Consider the following 21,121-nt stretch of genomic DNA (forward strand, 5'->3'; position numbering starts at 1 on the left):
ATGATTAAAAAAGTAGATAGAAAAGAGTGCCTGGTAAATAGAATACTAGCGTTGTGCATAACAGTTTTTCATCGTGGTTTTTTTGAGGTCTAACTTTTTAATACATATGTGTTATATCATTTATAAACGCAAAACCTTAACTAGATTAGGGGTAATATTACGGATTAAATAATTTTAATTAGATAATAACGTTATGATAACAAACACCAATCCTCATGAAATTATATACTCTTTTTACAGCCTTATTGTTGATGTTAACTATAAACCTTTTTGCTCAGGAAAAGGTATTAGTGTTTACTAAAACTAATGGTTTTACACATCCCTCAATTGGTGCTGGAATTACAATGATTCGAGAACTAGGAAATGATAATGGTTTGTGGACCACTGATGATACTGATGATGCAAATGCTTTCACTGATGCTAATTTATCCCAATATGCAGCGGTTATTTGGTGTAATACGAGTGGGAATAATTTATTGAATGCTTCTCAACGGGAAGCTTTTGAAAATTTTATAGCCTCTGGTGGTGGTTTCCTGGGGATTCATGCTGCGACCGATACGTATAGAGATCGAAGCTGGCCTTTTTATAATGAGCTCGTTGGTGGTATTGTACAATCTGGACCGAATCATACCAGTAATAATTTTAATGCAGATATGACTATTGTAAATTCTCATCCTTCTGTAGATTTTCTTGGGAATGTTGGTGATATTTGGAATAAATCTGAGGAATATTATTACTGGAGAAATAATGGTGGGCAGTTGTTTAATGGTAATATCGATGTATTAATGGTTGAATCTACAGGTTCCAATGATTATGATGAGGCTAGACCCATTTCCTGGTATAAAGAATACGGTGGAGGAAGATCTTTTTATACAGCTTTAGGGCATAATTCGAGTGATTATACAAACAACACAAATTTTATAAAGCATGTAGAGGAAGGTATAAAATATGTTATTGGCAATACGTTAAGTGTTGGTGGTCCAGAACAAGAAATACCCCTTCAGATTGCCCCAAACCCAGTTCAAGACGTTATGCGACTTTCTACTTCAGGAATGCTTAGTTCTAAATCACTAATGATTTATAATATAAATGGAAAACTTGTTTATCAAAGTGAAATTCCTGCAGAAGTTCCCTATACAGATATTAACCTCGAAAAATTAGCTAGCGGTTTATATATAGGAAGTCTCATATCTAATAATGAACAAAGCACTTTTAAATTTGTAAAAAGGAATTAGAATATCATCTAAATAAATTAATTCCATACCTCATTCTGTAACCATGGAATACTGGTTTTCAGGATGTCTTTGTATTCACAGGCTTTGATATGAGTATTCCCTTCAGCCTCTACAAAGGTGATATTGCACCCAAGTGCTTTGGCTTCAGTTATTCTTTTTCGTACTTTTTTGATAGGGAAGAATTTATCTTTGGTTCCCTGAATTACATATATAGGAATCTCTAATTTTTCTTCTACCTTGCAGTTCGACCCCATTAAAATCATTGCAGAAAAAATATCCTTGTAATCGTTGGCGTACTTCCAGCCAGCCATGGCACCATTGCTGTATCCTACTAATACTATTTTATTTGGGTCTACAGGCCAATTTTCTTTAGCCAAATCTATAAAATCCAAGATTCTTTTTTCTAGATAATCTAGTGTCCAAGTACGCCAAGCACCAGAAGGACTAAAAACGAAACCTCCAGCATCTTGTAAGCCTGGAGTTACTAGGCAATTACTAAATTTTGTGTAGTTTTTGCTACCTACACCTCCATGGAGTACAATAAATAAAGGTACTTTTTCTCTTTCTTTAATTTTTGGGATTGTTAAATCATACTTCCATTCAGATTCTTTGTCGTTTACCTTTATAGTACTAATTCGATTACCTGGTGTTAATGGAATTGCTTTAAACGAAGTAGCATCAATACTACTTACGTAATTTGCTTTTCCTCTGCTATCCAGTCCACTTTTACATGATGTACTGGTAATAAAAACAATACAACAAAAAATGTAGTATAAGATTGAAGATTTCATAGTTTTTCTATAAATATACTAACTATGTCGTTATTTTTTTAATCAATTAACGAGGTCTTTATAAAATAATACAGGAAGTTGAAAATTATATCAAATAGGATTTCGGAGGTTGTAATTTAATTTTATTTTTGCCTATGCAAAATAACGTACTCATTTTAGATTTCGGATCACAGTATACTCAACTAATTGCTCGAAGAGTTAGAGAATTAAATATTTATTGTGAAATCCACCCGTATAACAAATTACCAGAAAATTTATCAGATTTTAAAGCAGTGGTCCTTTCAGGATCTCCTTTTTCTGTAAGAGGAGAAGATGCTCCACATCCTGATTTATCTGAGATAAGAGGGAAAAAGCCTTTATTAGCAGTTTGTTATGGGGCCCAGTACTTAGCTCATTTTAGTGGCGGAGAAGTAGCACCTTCTAATACCAGAGAATATGGAAGAGCTAATTTATCTTTTATAAAAGGCGGAGAAGAGTTTTTTAATGGTATTTCAGTAGGATCGCAAGTATGGATGAGTCATAGTGATACTATAAAATCTTTACCTACAGGAGCTGTTTTGTTGGCAAGTACAGGAGATGTAACAAATGCTGCATATAAAATTGAAAATGAAGAAACTTATGCTATCCAGTTTCATCCAGAAGTATATCATTCCACCGATGGCAAACAATTATTAGATAATTTTCTAATAGGAATTGCGAAAATTCAACCAAACTGGACACCAAACTCTTTCGTAGATACAACAGTAAGTGAATTAAAAGAGAAATTAGGTAATGATAAAGTAGTACTTGGATTAAGTGGAGGAGTAGACTCTACGGTTGCTGCGGTGCTATTACATAAAGCTATCGGAAGTAATCTTTACTGTATTTTTGTAAATAACGGTTTACTTCGTAAAAATGAGTTTGCTTCTGTATTACAACAATACGAAGGAATGGGGCTTAATGTAAAAGGAGTAGATGCTTCGGCACGTTTTTTGGAAGCTCTAGCAGGAGAAAGTGATCCAGAAGGAAAACGAAAAATAATAGGAAGAGTTTTTATAGAAGTGTTTGATGATGAAGCAAACCAGATAGAAGATGCTAAGTGGTTGGGGCAAGGTACAATTTACCCAGATGTTATAGAGTCTGTATCTGTTAATGGAGGACCATCAGCAACGATAAAATCTCATCATAATGTTGGAGGATTGCCAGATTTTATGAAACTAAAAGTTGTAGAACCTCTGAAAATGTTGTTTAAAGATGAAGTAAGAAGAGTTGGAGGGTCTATGGGACTTGATCCAGAACTCCTAGGACGACATCCATTTCCTGGACCTGGATTAGCAATTAGAATATTAGGAGACATAACTCCAGAAAAAGTTAGTATTTTGCAAGAGGTTGATGCTATTTTTATAAATGGCTTAAAAGAAAACGGACTTTATGATAAAGTTTGGCAAGCTGGAGCAATTTTATTGCCAGTGCAAAGTGTTGGGGTAATGGGAGATGAAAGAACATATGAAAAATGTGTGGCGCTTAGAGCCGTAGAAAGTACAGATGGTATGACTGCAGATTGGGTTAATTTGCCCTATGAGTTTTTGCAAAAAACCTCAAATGAGATAATAAATAAGGTAAAAGGCGTTAATAGAGTAGTATATGATATTAGCTCTAAGCCGCCAGCGACTATCGAGTGGGAGTAATATAATAGATCCTTAGGGGATTAGGTTCATTAAAAATAAATCGAATGAAAAAAGTATTGTTGTTCTTTTTTATGATTTTTATAACCACTGTTGGTTTTTCTCAACAGTATAAAAGTCACAAAGTTGTTCAAGGAGAAAATGTATATAGAATTGCAAAAAGATATAATACAACTCCAGAAGCAATTTATAAGATAAACCCAACTGCAAAAGAGGGTGTTAAAGAAGGACAAATTCTAGCAATTCCTGTTGTTGATGATCAAGAATATCAAATTCACATTGTAGGAGAAGGGGATACCGTATTTAATCTGTCCAAAAAATATAATACAACTCAAGAAGCTATTTACAATTTAAACCCTGATGCAGTAAACGGGATTAATCTAGGTCAAATTCTAAGAGTTGCTGTTTTGGAGAAAAAAGAAAATACCGAAGTTTCAGCTGAAGTTAGTGATCCTGTTTTGGATAGTATTCAGCCTTTAGAAGAAATAAAGCAAATAATTAGATTTAAAACTCACAAGGTTAGAAGAAAAGAAACCTTATTTGGGATATCTCAGAAGTACAATATTACAGTAGATGATATAAAAAAACATAATAAACGATTGTACTCGGAGCAAATTCGTAAAAGAGATAAACTAAGAATCCCTGTATTTGCAGAACAAACTGTAGTTTCTAGGGAAGTTCCAAAAGATAGTTTAAGTTCTAGAGTTTCTACAACAACTAAATATATTGTTGAGCCTAAAGATACTCGATATAGTATTGCAAGGAGACATGGTATTACTGTAGGAGAACTTAACCAGTTAAACCCAGGAATGGATCCTAATTTTCCTATTGGAATGGAAATCACAGTACCTACTATGATTTTCGTACCATTAAAGGAAGTAATCGATTTAGATAAATTTGAGTTGTATGAAGTGAAACCCAAAGAAACAGTTTATAGTATACTCCGACGTACAGAGATTACTGCAGATTCATTATTTAAAATGAATCCGTATTTACGAGATGGATTAAAATCAGGGATGATACTAACACTTCCTAAGAGAGATTCCATGGACTCTTTGGCGATAGATTTTCCAGAGAAAAAGATTGTTCCATTAGAGAATATGCTATCTAATTTTAAAACAAAAAAGATTGCTATAATGCTACCTTTTGGACTGGATACTTTAGATTTGGAAGCAAGACAACAGACGGAAGATTTCTTGAAAACCAGAGATGCTAGAGGAGCCAGAGTTGCCTTGGACTTTTATAAAGGAGTTCAAATGGCTATAGATTCTGCTAAAACGAAAGGTCTAAGTATTGATGCAACAGTGTATGATACTCAAAGAAATAAAAATACTACCCATATAAAAAGATTAATTGATCAAAATAATTTTGATGAACTAGATGTTGTTATTGGGCCTTTGTATCAGGCAAATGTAGAGGCTGTTGCTGCAGAGTTAAAAAAGTATGAAACTCCTGTTATTTCTCCGATTTCCAATCGAGAATCAAAATTATACAGTAATTTCTTTCAAACTATTCCGACAGATGTAATGCTTCAGGATAAAATGATAAATTATGTAGCTAAAGACCCTACTGATAAGAATATTGTTATTATCGTGCAGCAAGGAAAGAAGAAAGGAGAGCCAATGAAAGCGAAACATCAAGAAATAAAGGATAAATTAATAGCCAAGTTTCCAGATGCAAAAATAGCTAGAATAGAAGAGGGTAATTATGTATATCCAGTCCACCTTAATAAAGTATTAGCTAAAAATAAACCGAATTGGGTTTTTCTAGAGTCTGATGATGTGGCTATGATAAGTAATGTGACTCCGCAGCTTAATGCGAAAGCGGAAAGTCATCAAATAACAATGTTCACAACAGATAAGAATAATGCTTTTGATGATGATAATATCAAAAATGAACATTTGTCAAAGTTGCATTTGCATTACCCTTCAATAGATAAAGAGTTTGATAATTATGATGAGGAATCAATGACTCCTTTTGTAGCTAGGTATAAAAAAGAATTTGAAACTATTCCTAGTAAATATACTGTACGTGGTTTTGATATTACATATGATATTTTGATGCGATTGGGATCTGCGGATGATTTATATCACGCAGCTACTTTTGAAGGAACCACGGAGTATGTTGAAAATAAATTTAATTACGCGAAAAAGCTTTTAGGAGGTTATTATAACAAGGCTTCATACATCATTAAATTTGATGATGAATTAAAATTAACAGTTATCGAATAAAAATTATTTGATCAATAATTAATTTTCTAGAGGTTTTTAGAATCATTTTTTTTATTTTTAGATGCTATTTACAAAGTATTGTTAAAACATATTTGATACTTTGCACCTAAACTTTGATTAAACTTGCAATTAATTTTAGTCGTGGTACGGAAATTGATATAGTGATTATGGCAATTTTGATAAATCAAAGTTTACACAAAATTTAGATAAATTGTTTCAATTGGGATAGATATAAGATTTTATATCTGAAAACAAATTAGAATCTATTTAAACATACATATACAATACTTAGCCCCGTATTGTATTTTTGGGTGTTTTTGTGGAAAAATAACAACTTTAGCCGGGCATAATTATTGCAATTATGGGTAAATTTTTTACTATTCTCTTAGTTTTATTTTTTGCTAGTCATGGATATGTAGAGCGTTTTTCCTATGCGGAAAAAAGTAAGTTGGAATGGTCAGATTTTAGAGGGGAACCTAAAATGAACAGTAGCTTTGATGCTAGTGTAAATACCGGAATAACTTACCAATGGTCTATAAGTAAGGATTATGGGAAGATTGAATTAAAATATGAAGTGGACAGTTTCTGTTATCCATCTTTATCATGGGTAAAGAGAGGTCAGTTAACTAAATACTTACTAGAACATGAACAGCTGCATTTTGATATCTCAGAGTTGCATGCCAGAATTATGCGCAAAAAATTAAAGGAATATAAACCAGGTAAGAATGTTCGTAAAGATCTAAATAAAATGTACAAAAGAGTCGAGCGTATGAGGATTAATATGCAAGAACTCTATGATATAGAAACCGAACATTCTAAGAATAAGGTGAATCAAGAAAAATGGGAGAAAAAGGTTAAAAACCTAATGTGGTATTATAGAGCGTATTCTAAGTAAATACCCAATGTTTTACCTTTATGAATTCTCAAACTCAAAAAGACTTTTTAATCAAACTAGCGCATACCAAAATGCCTTTTGGTAAATATAAGGATCGATATCTCATTGATTTGCCCGAATACTATATCGTTTGGTATCATAATAAAGGATTCCCTAAAGGAACACTGGGAGAGCAAATGCAAACAGTTTATGAATTGAAGCTAAACGGACTCGAATACCTAGTTAGAAATATCCAAAAAATGTAATCTGAAATTTGATTTCACCTGATTAAACATTAGTTAAAGTCAAATACACTTCTCTTTAAGCTGAATAAATTTAATTTTTAAGTTGTAATTTACCTTAAAAATTACAATTATGAATCATAAAACAAAGCATCTAGGTTTTGCTTTTTTAATAGTACTTTTTCTTGCTCAATGTACTATACTCTATGGACAAAAACCTATTACCTGGGTAAACAAAAAAAATGTTACCGTAAAAAATAAGTATATCTCTAAATTCCAAGGAGGTTTATTATGGGATGCTGGAGCCACCTCTAATAAGGTATTAGCCTTAAATAGTGATGGATGGATGACTGCAGTACTGCAGAAACCTAAACAATCTAAAATTATTGGTTTAACTAAAGTTGCTAAAATAGCCAATTGGGAAACAGTAACGTACGGTATACGATTTAAATCTGGAAAAGCAATTATTGTCGAAGGAGATAAAGTTGTCCTCGAAACCGGTAGAAAATGCAAAAAGGGTGATATTGTAAAAATAGAAAAAGTAGGTACAACCATCAGTTATAAAATAAATGATGAGCTGTTATATACATCTAAAAAAGATGTTTCTCATAATCTAAGAGTTAAAGTAACGTTCTTTTCTACTGGTGTTGGTTTTTTGAATGGAAAAACTAAAAACTTCATATCTAGAAATGCTACTTCTGCCCAAAACGCACCAAAAAAACTAGAGCCTGGAGAAGTTTTAATGTCATCGTATATGGGAGGATTAGGGAGTACTATTGGAATCAAAGGGATTAATTCGACTACCCTAGAGGCAATTAATGCAGAAAATAATAAAGAAGATAAGGTGATCGCTCTGTCTTTAGAAAAATTAAGCCAAGCAGATTTTAATATTATTTGCGAAAAACTTAAATGGGTAAAAAAGGTTAGTATTTGGCGCTCAGAAAAGAGCGGTGTAAAAAAAATGACTGCTCTTAAAAAATTAGCTAATTTAGAAGAAGTTTATTTTTTTAATGGTAAACCAAAACTTCCTAAAATTGATCTGGCTATATTTAGTAAATTAGCTCAATTAAAAAAGATCGCAGCAATTAAATTTACTCGTTTTGATAATTATGAATTATTAAAAAACCTTCCTAATCTGGAAATATTGGAATTGAATTATGCCGATTTGGAAAGTATAGAATTTTTAAAAGATCTTTCGAATTTAAGGGAACTTACTATATCTGGATATTACGATACTTTTACGGACTTAGAGCCTGTAGGCTATCTTAAAAAATTAGAAAAGCTTAATATTCGTGATAACGAAAAAATCAATAATCTAGATCCTTTACTTAAGTGTACAAATCTAAAAGAGATTGAAGTGAGTCGTTTTTGCCCTCGAAACGAAATAGAAAAATTAAAAAAAACATTCCCAAATATTAAAGGAAAAATTTTCGGATCTTCCGAGAAGTTTTAATTTCTAAAGTAAACTCCAAAATAAAATAGGAACATATTTATAAATATGTTCCTATTTTTTGTTCTATAAAAAAAATCTAAGTTTATGAAGCAGTTTCTGTTACCTTTTCAAAAATATCAACATCAACCTGGTTTCTAGTTAAATCTTCAAAAGTCTCTCGCTTGCGAATCAAATGTGCTTTGTTATTATGCCAAAGTACTTCTGCAGGTCTAAAACGAGAATTGTAATTACTAGCCATAGAGAAACAATAGGCTCCTGCGTTTTTAAAGGCAATAACATCACCTTCTGTAATTTCTGGAATTCTTCTATTTGTTGCAAAAGTATCTGTCTCACAGATGTAACCTACTACAGAGTAAAAACGCTCCCTTCCATTAGGATTAGAAATGTTTATGATTTCGTGATAAGAGTTGTAAAACATTGGTCTGATTAAGTGATTAAAACCACTATCAATGCCTGCAAAAACTGTTGAGGTCGTCTGCTTTACCACATTTACTTCAGCAAGAAAATAACCAGACTCACTTACCAAGAACTTACCAGGCTCAAAACCTAGTATTAATTCTTTTCCATATTCCTTACAGAAAGAATTAAAACGTTTAGTTAGTTTCTTACCAAACTCTTCTATATTAGTTTCGATATCACCTTCTTTGTAAGGTACTTTAAAACCACTTCCAAAATCTATAAAATCCAGATTTTTAAAGTGTTTAGCAGTTTCAAATAAGATCTCGCTAGCATAAAGAAAAACGTCAATATCTAAAATATCACTACCTGTATGCATATGGATACCATTAATATTCATGCCAGTATTCTCTACAATTCTTAGGATATGAGGAATTTGATGTATGGAAATTCCAAATTTGCTATCGATATGACCAACAGAAATTTTACTATTCCCACCAGCCATTACATGCGGGTTAATTCGAATACAAACAGGTACATCTGGATGTTTTGTTCCGAATTGTTCTAAGATTGATAAGTTGTCTATATTAATCTGAACTCCCATTGAAGAAACTTGTTCAATTTCTTCTAGAGATACTCCGTTTGGAGTAAATATGATGTTAGCAGGAGCTACACCAGCTGCAAGTCCAAGTTTTACTTCTTGAATTGATACTGTGTCTAATCCAGCGCCTAACGAATTCATTAACTTAAGTATCGCAATATTAGATAACGCTTTGACAGCATAGTTAAGTTTCAAATGTTTCACCTGTTTAAAAGCACTAGTAAGACGCTCATACTGTGAAACAATTTTTTCGGAGTCATACACATATACTGGACTCCCAAACTCTTTTGCGATTGCTAATAAATTTGTGTTTTCCATTTTACTTTAATTTGGCTTACGAAATTACCATTTTTACTAGAGATTATCTCTAGGCGGCGCGTAATTAGTATAAAATTATGTAAACCTAAAAAAAAACGATGCTAAATAACGAATTTTCGATTTTTGAACAGATATTATACACAAGCTAGTTGTTTATTTAGTATTTTTAAAAGAAAAAATGCTAGCACTCTTTCCTTTACAGTTAGTCGTATATCCAGGAGAGCGTTTACCACTTCATATCTTCGAACAACGATATCAACAATTGATTGCAGATTGCGAAGAAGATGGAATTTCTTTTGGTGTACCCACTTTTATAGATAAAAAACTGGAGTATGGTACAGAAGTTACTTTGCAAAAAGTAGAGAAAAGATATCCAAACGGAGCCAGTGATGTGGTATGTGTTGGAACCAGAGTTTTTAGAATTAAAAGCTTCTATCCTCAATTGCCAGGTAAACTATATGCAGGAGGAGATGTTGAGTATTTAGAAGATAATGAAAATGGGGTAGAAGAGTTACAAGAAGAATTATTAAAGAATATTGCGATTTTATATATCGAACTTACCATCGAAAAACCACCAATTTTTAATATTCCATTTGTAAGTTATCAAGTAGCTCATAAAGTCGGTTTGGCACTACATCAAGAATATCATTTATTAAAGCTCAGAAGCGAATTTGAACGCCTTAATTATTTAATAGGACATCTTAAAGTTACAATTCCTGTTGTTAGAGAAATGAATAGAGCTAAAGAAGTCATTAAAATGAATGGACATTTTAAGAATTTTGACCCATTGGATTTTGATGATTTTAAACTTTAAAGAAATCTAAATTCATTTTCGAAGAATTTTCGAGGCTATTTTTTGGGATAACATAATACCAGTTTCTATATAACTTTTTTTACCAGAAAAGATTGGCACAGTAACTTCACTTTTCCTATTTTTGGGACTCCTATAGAAAAGGTAAAAAATAAGACTATGAACTTACACGAATATCAGGGTAAAGAGATATTAAGTAGCTTTGGAGTGCGTATCCAGCGAGGTATTGTTGCACAAAATGCTAAAGAAGCAGTAGCTGCTGCAAAACAATTAACTGCTGAAACAGGTACTGGTTGGCACGTAATAAAAGCTCAAGTACACGCTGGAGGTAGAGGAAAAGGTGGAGGTGTAAAACTTGCTAAAAATCTTCAAGAAGTTGAAGAAATAGCAGGTCAAATCATCGGCATGAACTTAATTACACCGCAAACTTCTGCTGAAGGAAAAAAAGTACATCAAGTATTGATTGCAGAAGATGTATATTATCCAGGTGATAGTGAACCAGATGAGTTTTACATGTCTGTATTACTAAATCGTACTACAGGAAGAAATATGATTATGTATTCTACCGAAGGTGGAATGGATATCGAAACTGTTGCAGAAGAAACTCCTCATTTAATATTTACAGAAGAAATAGATCCTGCTGTTGGATTATTACCATTTCAGGCTAGACGTGTAGCTTTTAATCTTGGATTAAGTGGTGCTGCATTTAAGGAAATGACAAAGTTTGTGATGGCTTTATATACTGCTTATGTAAAATCAGATTCTTCATTATTCGAAATTAATCCAGTATTAAAAACGAGTGATGATAAAATCATGGCGGTAGACGCAAAAGTAACTATCGATGATAATGCTTTATATCGTCACAAGAACTATGTAGACATGCGTGACATCCGTGAGGAGAATCCAATAGAAGTAGAAGCTAACGAAGTTGGTCTAAACTACGTGGATCTAGATGGTAATGTGGGTTGTATGGTAAATGGTGCAGGACTTGCAATGGCTACTATGGATTTGATCAAACAAGCTGGTGGAGAACCTGCTAATTTCTTAGATGTTGGAGGTACAGCAGATGCCAAGCGTGTAGAAGAAGCTTTTAGAATTATTCTTAAAGATCCTAATGTAAAAGCAATATTGATCAACATTTTTGGAGGAATTGTTCGTTGTGATAGAGTAGCACAAGGTGTGGTAGACGCCTATAAAAATATGGGTGATGCAATCAATGTACCGATTATTGTTCGTTTACAAGGAACCAATGCAGATATCGCAAAAGAATTAATAGATAATAGTGGATTGGATGTACAGAGTGCTGTATTATTCCAAGAAGCAGCTGACAAAGTTCAGGCTGTATTAGCATAAATATTATACTAAATAGTTTACAATAAAAAGAAGCGATCCAATGCATTGGATCGCTTCTTTTTACTTTACAGAAACCTATGATTGATGAAATAAGAAATATTGTAACTAAACTAGATATGAAACCTCATCCTGAAGGAGGGTTTTATAAAGAAACCTATCGTAGTGATGGAGTTATTCCAAAAGATGTTTTGGAAGATAAATTTTCTGGAGCTCGTAACTATTGTACAGGGATTTATTTCTTATTAACATCGGAGAATTTTTCTGCTTTTCATCGTATACAACAAGATGAAATGTGGCATTTTTATGGAGGTAGTTCTTTATACGTACATGTTATTGATGCTAACGGATTATATACACGTCATGCTGTGGGAATGAATCTTTATGAAGGAGAGAAACCTCAGTTAGTAGTTCCAGCAGGTTGTTGGTTTGCGTCTAGTGTAAAAGAAAAGAATCATTATTCTTTTGTGGGGTGTACGGTTTCTCCAGGATTTGATTTTGAAGATTTTGAATTAGCCGAAAGAAACAAATTAATACAAGAATTTCCAGCTCATAAAGAAACTATTACCAAGTATACTAGAGCTTAAACTTTGTGCCATCAATTTACTTAAATTAATGGTAAAGGAATGTAAAAACTATTGAAAGGCATTTTAATTATGTACTTTTAATAATTAATTTAAAAACAAAATAGACTTTTAATACTTGTACGATTATACAGAACTGAAGGTTAGGTGTTTGAAAGTCTTAAAAATATTAGAATAAAAGATATGATACCAGAAATAGAGAAATCATTAAATGATCAAGTACGTTATGAGGCTACCGCTTCTGCTCAATATCTGTCTATGGCATGTTGGGCAGATGTAAATGGATATAATGGCATTGCAGACTTCTTTTATACTCAATCCGAAGAAGAGCGAGTTCATATGACAAAATTGGTAAAGTTTATTAATGAAAGAAGTGGACAGGCTGTAATTCCTGCAATTGAAAAGCCTAGAGATGATTTCAAGTCATTAAGAGAGTTATTCGAGATTTTTCTTGAAAGTGAAGAGTTTGTCACCGCGCAAATTAATAATGTTATTTTTCAATGCTTAGAGCATAAAGACTATAACGTGCATAATTTTATGCAATGGTATGTGGCAGAGCAATTAGAGGAAGAAGCTGTAGCAAGAACTCTTTTAGATAAACTAAAAATTATTGGAGAAGATAAATCTGGGCATTATTTGTTCGATAGAGATATCAATACTTTTCAAATTGGTGATAAGCAAGAAGAGTAGTAATATTACTGATTGTTAATAACTTAATAAACAAAAATTATAGATTCTTTTTGTAAGAGTCTTTTTTTCATATTTTTGCACTTTATTTAGATTCAATAAAAATTAGTAAGTCGTGCAAAGTTCCGGAATTCCATCTTTATATTCGCCATGTGCCTCAATGAATTGTGGAGTAAGTTGTGGTGGTAAGAAGAAAAAATGTTGTAAGAAATATAAGAAGAAAGGAAAAACAAATTGTAAAAGATGTCCTAAGCTATAACAGATAGTACTAAGGTACAACAAGCTCTACAAATACAAAAAACACATTAGTTTTGATAAGCACGCAATTTGCGTGCTTTTTTGTGTTATAGATTTAAAAAAGAAAGTTATTTTTTTCATTATTTCTAGGAGACCTATTTCGTTAATCTTTAATAATCGTTAAAAATTGAGTTTAAAAGAGTAGTTTTTAGTAATCTTTTTTAGATTTGTAGATCTCCCAATCTATAGAACTTGATACTATATTTAATAAAAATATTCATGATCAAGTATGCAGTTTTATTAGGTTTGTTTTTTTCGATATCAATAAACGGACAAGAAGGTCAGTTTAGTAAATTGATTGAAACTTTTTCAGAACCTCAGAAAAATATTCCCCAAGATTTAGCTTTACAATATTTCGATTTCACACCCACAGAAAGAGCAAGTAATCTTTTAACGGGAAAAGTAATCGTTCGTACAAAATCATATATCATCGTATCTACGATTTTGAAATGTAATATAGGTGCCAATTGTGAACAATCATCATTAACATCATTTACTCCAGAAGGAAAGCGTATAGCTACTATTGCTTATGAAAGAGTTGTTGCCGATTGTTCTTTCAATGATGCCAGAACTTCCGTTTTTGTATCGGATGACTTACTCGTCTTTAGAGAAAAAAGAGAAAAGTTAGATTGTATTGGCGATGGAAAACAAGTTGGTCTCAAAGAGTGGTTGGAGTTTCAGCCTATAAAAAAAGATGGTAGCTTTTCAAAATCTTATACAGATATTAAGGCAATTGAAAGAGATAATTACATATTTTCTCATCGCATTTTTAAAAAAGAAGAGCTTGACTTTAAAACAGAAGAAGAATTAGCGATTATTAAAAACGAGATTTTTGCATCTCATGGATACATGTTTACCAAGAAGAAATGGCAAGATTATTTTGAGTCTAAATCTTGGTATATGCCTACAAATAAAGATGCAGCTGATAAACTTACCGACATAGAAAAAAGTAATGTAGCACTTATTTTAAGTATTAAGCAATGAGGATTACTGGTATTATTGCATCCTTGTTATTGTCTGCTATGTGTTATGGTCAGACCAAAACCATTCATGTATTCGTAGCTTTGTGTGATAATGCTAATCAGGGTATTGTACCAGTTCCAGAACGCATAGGAAATGGACAGGACCCTAAAAACAATTTATATTGGGGAGCTGGTTATGGTGTTAAGACTTTTTTTAAAGTAAAAACCAAGGATTGGACATTAATTAGAAAAATAACAGCTAAGGATGCTAATATTTTAGAAAGATTATTATTCAAGCATGCTACAAAAGATGTCTATTTATTAGCAGATGCCTATGATGGTGCAAAAATAAAAACAAGTATAGAGGATTTTCTAAAATCATCGAATGGGCAATTACCATTAGCAATAGAAGAGAATAGTCATACCTTACATTTTGGAGGAAATGCTGATCTTTTGGCATATGTAGGTCATGATGGTTTAATGGATTTTGATGTTGCAATCAATTATGAAAATTTATCTAGTGGTAGTAAAAAAGATGTAATCATCCTTGCATGTTTTAGCAAGGCTTATTTTTCTCCCGAGATTAAAAAAGCAAAAGCAAATCCTATTTTGTGGACTACTCATTTAATGGCTCCCGAAGCATATACTCTAAAAGCTGCCATCGATGGATGGATTTTTAATGAATCTGGTAAGCAAATAGATGAACGAGCAGCGCAATCCTATCATAAATATCAGAAATGTGGTATAAGAGGAGCGAGAAATTTGTTTACCACTGGTTTTTGATTTTGTATTCCACTAGAAACCATTTTTTTAGATTCCCTTTTTTCAGGGTGTAATTGGATTCTATTTTACTATATTTTTGATTAAAATCGAATAGTAGGTGAATCATGTTTTTATGATTCCTCTTTTTTTTACCTATATTTCTATAATGAATATTGTTATTCAATACTCATTTTATACCTAAACAACAATGGCGGATAATCAAAAGTATATAAATGAATTGCTTCAGAAACTGGCGATATTGTCCAGAAAGCAGGAAGAATTTCGAAGAGAAATACTAAATCTTAAACAGGAAATTCTAGATCTTAAAAATGCTGAAGATCAAGCAAAACAAATAGCTACATCCGATAGCAAAAACTTAAGTCAAGTACAACCGTTAGAAAGTCGACCTCAAAATATTTCTGAAAGTAAAGAGGAAAAAAAGCCAGCACCTTTATCAACACCACAACCTAAAAGTGTACTAAATCCGATTAGTAAACCTAAAGAAAAATCAAATTGGGAAAAATTTGTGGGAGAAAACCTCATTAGTAAAATTGGAGTTATTATTCTTATAATAGGTGTAGCTATAGGGGGTAAATATTCTATAGAGAATGATCTTATTAGTCCGCTTACACGAATTATATTAGGGTATTGTACAGGTATAGCTTTGATCGCTATTGGAATGAAACTCAAAAGAAAGTATGAAAACTTTAGTGCTGTTTTAGTAAGTGGTGCTATGACAATACTGTATTTTATAACGTTTTTGGCTTATAGTCTATATGATCTTATTCCACAATTGTTTGCGTTTGCCCTAATGGTATTATTCACAATTTTTACAGTATTCGCAGCTATACAATATAACAGACAAGTAATCGCCCATATTGGTTTGGTTGGTGCCTATGCAGTACCTTTTTTGCTTAGTGATGGATCAGGAAGGGTTGCCATTCTATTTAGTTATGTGACTATTATCAATATTGGAATCTTAATACTTTCTTTTAAAAAATATTGGAAGTCCCTTTATTATTCTTCCTTTTTACTTACTTGGCTAATATATTTTAGCTGGTATGCAGTGAAGTATGAAACCAGCATTCATTTCGCATTAGCGTTTACATTCTTATTCGTATTTTTTATCATCTTCTATCTCATATTCCTTTTGTATAAATTGAATAGAAAAGAAAAATTTGGTACTACAGATGTATTACTACAATTGGCTAATGCCTTTATTTTTTATGGAATAGGTTGTTCCATACTGAGTGATCATGAGGTTGGTAAAGAGTTATTAGGATTGTTTACGATAGGAAATGCGCTTATACATTTTGTAGTTAGTGTGATGATATACAGATTAAAATTAGCCGATCGAAATCTGTTTTATTTTGTGTCTGGTTTAGTACTGGTTTTCATTAGTATCGCTTTTCCTGTGCAGTTAGATGGAAATTGGGTGACTTTATTATGGGCAACAGAAGCAGTATTGCTTTTCTGGATAGGTAGAACTCAAAGAGTGCCGATTTATGAAAAATTAGCATATCCTGTTATTGCTCTTACTTTTTTTAGTTTGTTACAAGATTGGTGGAGGTATTATGCAGAATATTCATATGATAATACTGAAATTATAACTACACCTATTTTTAATATTTCTGTACTTACATCTTTATTGTGTGCAGCTTCTTTTGGGTACATACTTTTTCTGCATCGTAATGATTCATATCCTTTTCAATGGTTAAAATATAAAACTTGGTATCAGTTGATTTCTCTATGGATTTCTGCAATGTTTTTATTTGTTGTGTATATGACATTTTTCTTAGAGATTATAGATTATTACGAGACTTTAGCATTCGATAAACAAGATTTTATGGGAGTTTGGCTTATAAATTATACGTTAGCTTTTCTTTCTATCATATCATTTTTAAATATCGCAAAGTTTAAAAACATGATTTTTGGTTACATTAATATTGCTCTTAATTTGTTTGCACTATTAATGTTCCTTACTTCAGGGCTATATCTGCTTAGTGAACTAAGGAATGTTTATCTGGATCCATCATTACTGGAATCTGGAGAAGCGAGTTCGTTTTATATAGGAATTCGTTATATCTCATTAGTTTTCTGTGCCATACTATTGTGGACTTTATATACATACGCTAGACAACGGTTCTTAAAGACGTCGTTGATAGTATTAATAGATGTTGTTCTACAAATATCTATCATATGGATTTTGAGTAGCGAACTAATTCATTGGTTAGATATGGCTGGATATACATCTTCTGATAAGTTAGGATTAAGTATACTTTGGGGGATATACTCTTTATTCCTTATAGTTATGGGGTTCTGGAAGAAAATAAAGCATATGCGTGTAATGGCATTTATATTATTCGGAATCACACTTGTTAAACTATTCTTATATGATATCGCACATCTAAATACTATTTCTAAAACGATTGTCTTTGTATCCTTAGGGATTCTGTTGTTGATCATTTCTTTCTTATACAATAAATACAAACATATTATTACTGATGAGGTTAAAGATTAGTTTAGTTCTAGGGGTATTAGTTTTCTCCTGTGTTCAGCTTTATGCGCAGATAGATGAATATAATTATAAACGAGAATTATTAGGAGTTTCTGAGGATTGGCATTCCATTATGATACAAGATGAAATGTATGCAAAGCTCTCTTCAAACCTTTCCGATATAAGAATTTATGGCATTACCTCTTCAAAAGATACTATTGAAGCTCCTTATATTTTGAAGAAGAATGAACCTAAAACTATTCATAAGAAAGTTGATTTTGAAATATTAAATACGGCTACAACTGTCAATGGAACTTTTATTACTTATAAAGTGCCAATAGATCAGATAATTAACCAGATACGTTTAGATTTTGATCAAACTAATTTTGATACAAGATTATCGGTTGAAGGAAGTCAAGATTTAAACTCATGGTTTACTGTAGTAGATGATTATCGTGTTTTATCAATTAATAATGAATTGACTTCTTATAATTTTACTACTGTAAAGTTCTCGAATTCAAAATACCATTACTACAGGATATTTGTTCAAGGAAATGATGTTCCTAAAATTATCGGTGCTCAGATAAATTTTAAAGAAACAAAAACAGGTGATTACAATGTGTACAGAAATAAGTCTTTAAAAATAAAAGAGGAGAAAGGAAATAAAACAACGGTAATTGATATTGCGCTAGACACTCCAGTACCTGTTAATAAGGTAAAAATAAAAGTAAATAATACCTTTGATTACTACAGGCCTGTTAAGCTAGAATATATTTCTGATAGTACAAAAAATGAAAATGGTTGGAGGTATCGTTACAGCAGGTTAACTTCTGGAGTAATTAATTCCATAGAAGAAAATGAATTTGATTTTAGAAGTGAGATTGGACAGCGATTCCGAATTACAATTAGTAATTATGATAATCAACCTTTGGATATTCAGGCTGTCGAGATATCGGGAGTAAGTCATGAATTGATTGCTAGATTTACTACTCCAGCAACATATCATCTTACTTATGGAAATGAATCTTCTAATATGCCATCCTATGATCTCAAGTATTTGACTGAAAAAATTCCTATTGATTTAAAAAGTTTAAGATTAGGAGAAGAAAGAAGTATTCCAAAAATATCGGAAGAACAGGTGGAGCCTCTCTTTACAAATAAGGCTTGGCTTTGGGGAATTATGTTGGTAGTTATTCTCATATTAGGTAGTTTCACACTAATGATGATGAAAAAGAAGTAAGCGATTTTAGTAGTATTTATAGGAAATCTGAAAAAATATATATGTTTTTTGAAAAAAATGTCCAAATACTTCTAATCACTTCGTCATAGCACCATATAAACCATAAATAAATAAAATTATGAAACAATTTGTGTTCCTTTTTAAAGGTGGAGATGAAGTTTGGGATTCCAAAACTGAAGAAGAACAAAATGCCCACATGGGCGAATGGATGGAGTGGATCGGAAAAATTTCTGAACAAGAAAAATATGCTGGAGGAGAGCGTTTATATCCGGCAGTAAAAACCATTCATCCAGGAGGTACAAAAGTAACTGATAGATTTCTTGTGGAGGCCAAAGAAATAATTGGAGGTTATATTGTAGTAAAGGCAGCATCGATGGAAGAAGCAACCGAAATGGCAAAAGGTTGTCCTGGATTACAATGGGAGTCCTCGGTAGAAGTAAGAGAAGTTTGGCCAGACGAAGCCTAAAATAGATATCATATGAAAGAGTTTTTAATGCTTATAAGAGGAGGCCAGGAAGAATATCAATCTGCATCACCTAATCAGATGCAAAAACATATGGAGCACTGGCAGAAATGGATGGCGGGACTAGCTAATGAAGATAGGTTAGTAGGAGGCCAACCCTTAGCAAATGAAGGAAATACTTTAACAGGTAGTAAAAAAGCATTTACCGATCGTCCATTTGCGGAAGGAAAGGAATTGGTAGGTGGATATCTACTAATAAAAGCTGAATCACTAGCGGAAGCTACAAAAATTGCTAAAGGATGTCCAAGTTTTGAGTATGATTGTAGTGTCGAAGTGCGAGAAATAGCTCCAGTAGGATAATACCCGTTTTTTTGGAATCAAAAGAAAACATACATGATACCTTAAACCATCTTTTCAGACAAGAGTCTGGAAAGATGGTTGCTGTTTTAGTAAAGATTTTTGGTATAGAAAATTTGGAAATTGCAGAAGATGTAGTGCAAGATGCCTTGGTAAGTGCTCTAGAGACTTGGAAGTTTAGAGGAATACCAGATAATCCAAAAGCTTGGTTGTATAGGACTGCCCGAAATAAGGCTATTGATATTATTAGAAGAAAAAAGCATAGTAAAACTATTGATTTTTCAGATCCAGAAAGAAAGCTGCTAACCTCTGAATATACTCTAAGTAGTACGATGGACAATTTTTGGAAAGAGAAATATATAAAAGATGATTTCTTAGCAATGATGTATGCGTGCTGTCATCCAGATATTTCTCCGGAAAATCAAATCACTTTTATATTAAAATCCCTTTGTGGATTTAGTACTAAAGAAGTTGCAAAATCTTTTCTTACTTCTGAAGATACTATTTCCAAGAGAATATATCGCACAAAGGAACATTTTAGGAAATATAAAATACGTCCTGAGATTCCTCCATCCGAAGAGATTACCTCTAAAACTACAGTAGTGTTGAATACCATTTATCTAATATTTAATGAAGGGTATAACTCTACGCATCATGATCAATTAATCAGAAAAGATATTATCTCTCAGGCCCTATGGTTATGTAAGTCTTTGCTGGATACGAAACTCACACGATTACCAGAAGTTTATGCTTTAATGGCATTAATGCTTTTTCATACAGCACGATTAGATAGCCGACTTAGTGATCAGGGAGAATTGATATTACTTTCCGATCAAGATAGAACCATATGGAATAAAGAATTAATTGCGCAAGGAAGCCGATATTTAAATCAATCAGCTTTTGGCGAATCTTTATCTACCTATCATTTAGAAGCAGCAATTGCTTATAAGCATTGTATAGCTAAGAGCTATGAAACTACGGATTGGAAAGAAATATTAAAGTACTATGATCTTTTATTAAAGATTAAGAGCGACCCAATTGTTTCTCTTAATCGGTGTTTGGTTATCTTAGAATTGTATGGTGCAGAAGAAGCGCTAAAAGCCATAAAATCCATTAAAGATCATAAATTATTAGAAAAATATTACTTATACCATGCAACTCTGGGAGATATTCATCAACGGTTGATACAACCAAATATTGCTGTGAGATGTTATCAAAAAGCAATGAAGCTCACCCAATCTGACGCAGAAAAACGACTATTAAAGTATAAAATAGGTAAAATATTGAACTAAATCTTCTTAAGTAA

At 32.3% G+C, this 21,121-nt stretch carries 19 protein-coding genes; 17 read left to right on the top strand and 2 right to left on the bottom strand.

Features of this window, described 5'->3' with window-relative positions; translation table 11 throughout:
- The first annotated feature begins 215 nt into the window (after window positions 1-215).
- A complete protein-coding gene (locus ABD077_RS17240) occupies window positions 216-1,235 on the top strand; it encodes a ThuA domain-containing protein (RefSeq protein ID WP_343913492.1) in 1,020 nt (339 codons plus the stop codon).
- A 17-nt stretch (window positions 1,236-1,252) separates the two neighbouring features.
- Here the strand turns inward: ABD077_RS17240 and ABD077_RS17245 are convergent, their stop codons facing one another.
- Entirely contained in the window at window positions 1,253-2,026 is a 774-nt protein-coding gene (locus ABD077_RS17245; RefSeq protein ID WP_343913493.1) for a dienelactone hydrolase family protein, read from the bottom strand.
- Window positions 2,027-2,160: 134 nt separating this feature from the next.
- On the opposite strand from ABD077_RS17245, the gene guaA reads away from it, so the two are divergent.
- The 5 genes from guaA to ABD077_RS17270 all read left to right on the top strand — a co-directional run bounded on the left by guaA (window position 2,161) and on the right by ABD077_RS17270 (window position 8,490).
- Window positions 2,161-3,693, top strand: coding sequence for a glutamine-hydrolyzing GMP synthase (guaA, locus tag ABD077_RS17250; RefSeq protein ID WP_343913494.1), 1,533 nt, complete (start codon window positions 2,161-2,163; stop codon window positions 3,691-3,693).
- Window positions 3,694-3,737: 44 nt separating this feature from the next.
- The gene (locus tag ABD077_RS17255) at window positions 3,738-5,921 is read left to right on the top strand and encodes a LysM peptidoglycan-binding domain-containing protein (RefSeq protein ID WP_343913495.1); all 2,184 of its coding nucleotides are present in this window, start codon (window positions 3,738-3,740) and stop codon (window positions 5,919-5,921) included.
- 361 nt (window positions 5,922-6,282) lie between these two features.
- Entirely contained in the window at window positions 6,283-6,816 is a 534-nt protein-coding gene (locus ABD077_RS17260) for a DUF922 domain-containing protein (RefSeq protein ID WP_299606814.1), read from the top strand.
- A gap of 20 nt (window positions 6,817-6,836) precedes the next feature.
- On the top strand, window positions 6,837-7,061 hold the full coding sequence (locus tag ABD077_RS17265; protein ID WP_343913496.1) for a DUF3820 family protein: 225 nt from the start codon (window positions 6,837-6,839) through the stop codon (window positions 7,059-7,061).
- Between the two features lie 109 nt (window positions 7,062-7,170).
- Window positions 7,171-8,490, top strand: a complete 1,320-nt coding sequence (locus ABD077_RS17270) for a leucine-rich repeat domain-containing protein (protein ID WP_343913497.1) — start codon at window positions 7,171-7,173, stop codon at window positions 8,488-8,490.
- Between the two features lie 82 nt (window positions 8,491-8,572).
- Here ABD077_RS17270 and lysA read toward each other — a convergent pair whose 3' ends face one another.
- Complete coding sequence (gene lysA, locus ABD077_RS17275) at window positions 8,573-9,805, bottom strand: diaminopimelate decarboxylase (RefSeq protein WP_343913498.1); 1,233 nt, start codon at window positions 9,803-9,805, stop codon at window positions 8,573-8,575.
- 178 nt (window positions 9,806-9,983) lie between these two features.
- On the opposite strand from lysA, the gene ABD077_RS17280 reads away from it, so the two are divergent.
- The 11 genes from ABD077_RS17280 to ABD077_RS17330 all read left to right on the top strand — a co-directional run bounded on the left by ABD077_RS17280 (window position 9,984) and on the right by ABD077_RS17330 (window position 21,107).
- Window positions 9,984-10,619, top strand: a complete 636-nt coding sequence (locus ABD077_RS17280; RefSeq protein ID WP_343913499.1) for an LON peptidase substrate-binding domain-containing protein — start codon at window positions 9,984-9,986, stop codon at window positions 10,617-10,619.
- Between the two features lie 156 nt (window positions 10,620-10,775).
- Window positions 10,776-11,969, top strand: coding sequence for an ADP-forming succinate--CoA ligase subunit beta (gene sucC, locus ABD077_RS17285; RefSeq protein WP_299898970.1), 1,194 nt, complete (start codon window positions 10,776-10,778; stop codon window positions 11,967-11,969).
- 77 nt (window positions 11,970-12,046) lie between these two features.
- Window positions 12,047-12,553, top strand: a complete 507-nt coding sequence (locus tag ABD077_RS17290; RefSeq protein ID WP_343913500.1) for a cupin domain-containing protein — start codon at window positions 12,047-12,049, stop codon at window positions 12,551-12,553.
- 180 nt (window positions 12,554-12,733) lie between these two features.
- Window positions 12,734-13,240, top strand: coding sequence for a ferritin (locus tag ABD077_RS17295; RefSeq protein WP_343913501.1), 507 nt, complete (start codon window positions 12,734-12,736; stop codon window positions 13,238-13,240).
- A gap of 513 nt (window positions 13,241-13,753) precedes the next feature.
- Window positions 13,754-14,518: a YARHG domain-containing protein gene (locus ABD077_RS17300; RefSeq protein ID WP_343913502.1), complete on the top strand. Its 765-nt coding sequence runs from the start codon at window positions 13,754-13,756 to the stop codon at window positions 14,516-14,518.
- Entirely contained in the window at window positions 14,515-15,279 is a 765-nt protein-coding gene (locus ABD077_RS17305) for a hypothetical protein (RefSeq protein WP_343913503.1), read from the top strand. The genes ABD077_RS17300 and ABD077_RS17305 overlap by 4 nt, the downstream gene beginning before the upstream one ends.
- 187 nt (window positions 15,280-15,466) lie before the next feature.
- Window positions 15,467-17,779, top strand: a complete 2,313-nt coding sequence (locus ABD077_RS17310; protein WP_343913504.1) for a DUF2339 domain-containing protein — start codon at window positions 15,467-15,469, stop codon at window positions 17,777-17,779.
- Entirely contained in the window at window positions 17,763-18,995 is a 1,233-nt protein-coding gene (locus ABD077_RS17315; protein ID WP_343913505.1) for a DUF3999 family protein, read from the top strand. The genes ABD077_RS17310 and ABD077_RS17315 overlap by 17 nt, the downstream gene beginning before the upstream one ends.
- Window positions 18,996-19,113: 118 nt before the next feature.
- Window positions 19,114-19,461 carry a YciI family protein gene (locus ABD077_RS17320; RefSeq protein ID WP_343913506.1) on the top strand — a complete coding sequence of 116 codons (348 nt, stop codon included), beginning with the start codon at window positions 19,114-19,116 and terminating at the stop codon, window positions 19,459-19,461.
- A 12-nt stretch (window positions 19,462-19,473) separates the two neighbouring features.
- Window positions 19,474-19,818, top strand: coding sequence for a YciI family protein (locus ABD077_RS17325; protein WP_343913507.1), 345 nt, complete (start codon window positions 19,474-19,476; stop codon window positions 19,816-19,818).
- 11 nt (window positions 19,819-19,829) lie between these two features.
- Window positions 19,830-21,107 (top strand): RNA polymerase sigma factor, encoded by a 1,278-nt coding sequence (locus tag ABD077_RS17330; RefSeq protein WP_343913508.1) that lies wholly within the window; start codon window positions 19,830-19,832, stop codon window positions 21,105-21,107.
- Window positions 21,108-21,121 lie beyond the last annotated feature (14 nt).

Source organism: Aquimarina litoralis (genome assembly GCF_039523995.1).
GTDB classification, from domain to species: Bacteria; Bacteroidota; Bacteroidia; order Flavobacteriales; family Flavobacteriaceae; genus Aquimarina; species Aquimarina litoralis.

Excerpts from the sequence above, each read along its gene's own strand:
- sucC (WP_299898970.1), top strand. The coding sequence starts at position 10,776 with ATGAACTTACACGAATATCAGGGTAAAGAGATATTAAGTAGCTTTGGA.
- ABD077_RS17265 (WP_343913496.1), top strand. The coding sequence starts at position 6,837 with ATGAATTCTCAAACTCAAAAAGACTTTTTAATCAAACTAGCGCATACC.
- ABD077_RS17245 (WP_343913493.1), bottom strand. The coding sequence starts at position 2,026 with ATGAAATCTTCAATCTTATACTACATTTTTTGTTGTATTGTTTTTATT.
- ABD077_RS17295 (WP_343913501.1), top strand. The coding sequence starts at position 12,734 with ATGATACCAGAAATAGAGAAATCATTAAATGATCAAGTACGTTATGAG.
- ABD077_RS17310 (WP_343913504.1), top strand. The coding sequence starts at position 15,467 with ATGGCGGATAATCAAAAGTATATAAATGAATTGCTTCAGAAACTGGCG.
- lysA (WP_343913498.1), bottom strand. The coding sequence starts at position 9,805 with ATGGAAAACACAAATTTATTAGCAATCGCAAAAGAGTTTGGGAGTCCA.
- ABD077_RS17290 (WP_343913500.1), top strand. The coding sequence starts at position 12,047 with ATGATTGATGAAATAAGAAATATTGTAACTAAACTAGATATGAAACCT.
- ABD077_RS17325 (WP_343913507.1), top strand. The coding sequence starts at position 19,474 with ATGAAAGAGTTTTTAATGCTTATAAGAGGAGGCCAGGAAGAATATCAA.
- ABD077_RS17280 (WP_343913499.1), top strand. The coding sequence starts at position 9,984 with ATGCTAGCACTCTTTCCTTTACAGTTAGTCGTATATCCAGGAGAGCGT.
- ABD077_RS17320 (WP_343913506.1), top strand. The coding sequence starts at position 19,114 with ATGAAACAATTTGTGTTCCTTTTTAAAGGTGGAGATGAAGTTTGGGAT.
- ABD077_RS17255 (WP_343913495.1), top strand. The coding sequence starts at position 3,738 with ATGAAAAAAGTATTGTTGTTCTTTTTTATGATTTTTATAACCACTGTT.
- ABD077_RS17240 (WP_343913492.1), top strand. The coding sequence starts at position 216 with ATGAAATTATATACTCTTTTTACAGCCTTATTGTTGATGTTAACTATA.
- ABD077_RS17315 (WP_343913505.1), top strand. The coding sequence starts at position 17,763 with ATGAGGTTAAAGATTAGTTTAGTTCTAGGGGTATTAGTTTTCTCCTGT.
- ABD077_RS17300 (WP_343913502.1), top strand. The coding sequence starts at position 13,754 with ATGATCAAGTATGCAGTTTTATTAGGTTTGTTTTTTTCGATATCAATA.
- ABD077_RS17305 (WP_343913503.1), top strand. The coding sequence starts at position 14,515 with ATGAGGATTACTGGTATTATTGCATCCTTGTTATTGTCTGCTATGTGT.
- ABD077_RS17270 (WP_343913497.1), top strand. The coding sequence starts at position 7,171 with ATGAATCATAAAACAAAGCATCTAGGTTTTGCTTTTTTAATAGTACTT.
- guaA (WP_343913494.1), top strand. The coding sequence starts at position 2,161 with ATGCAAAATAACGTACTCATTTTAGATTTCGGATCACAGTATACTCAA.
- ABD077_RS17260 (WP_299606814.1), top strand. The coding sequence starts at position 6,283 with ATGGGTAAATTTTTTACTATTCTCTTAGTTTTATTTTTTGCTAGTCAT.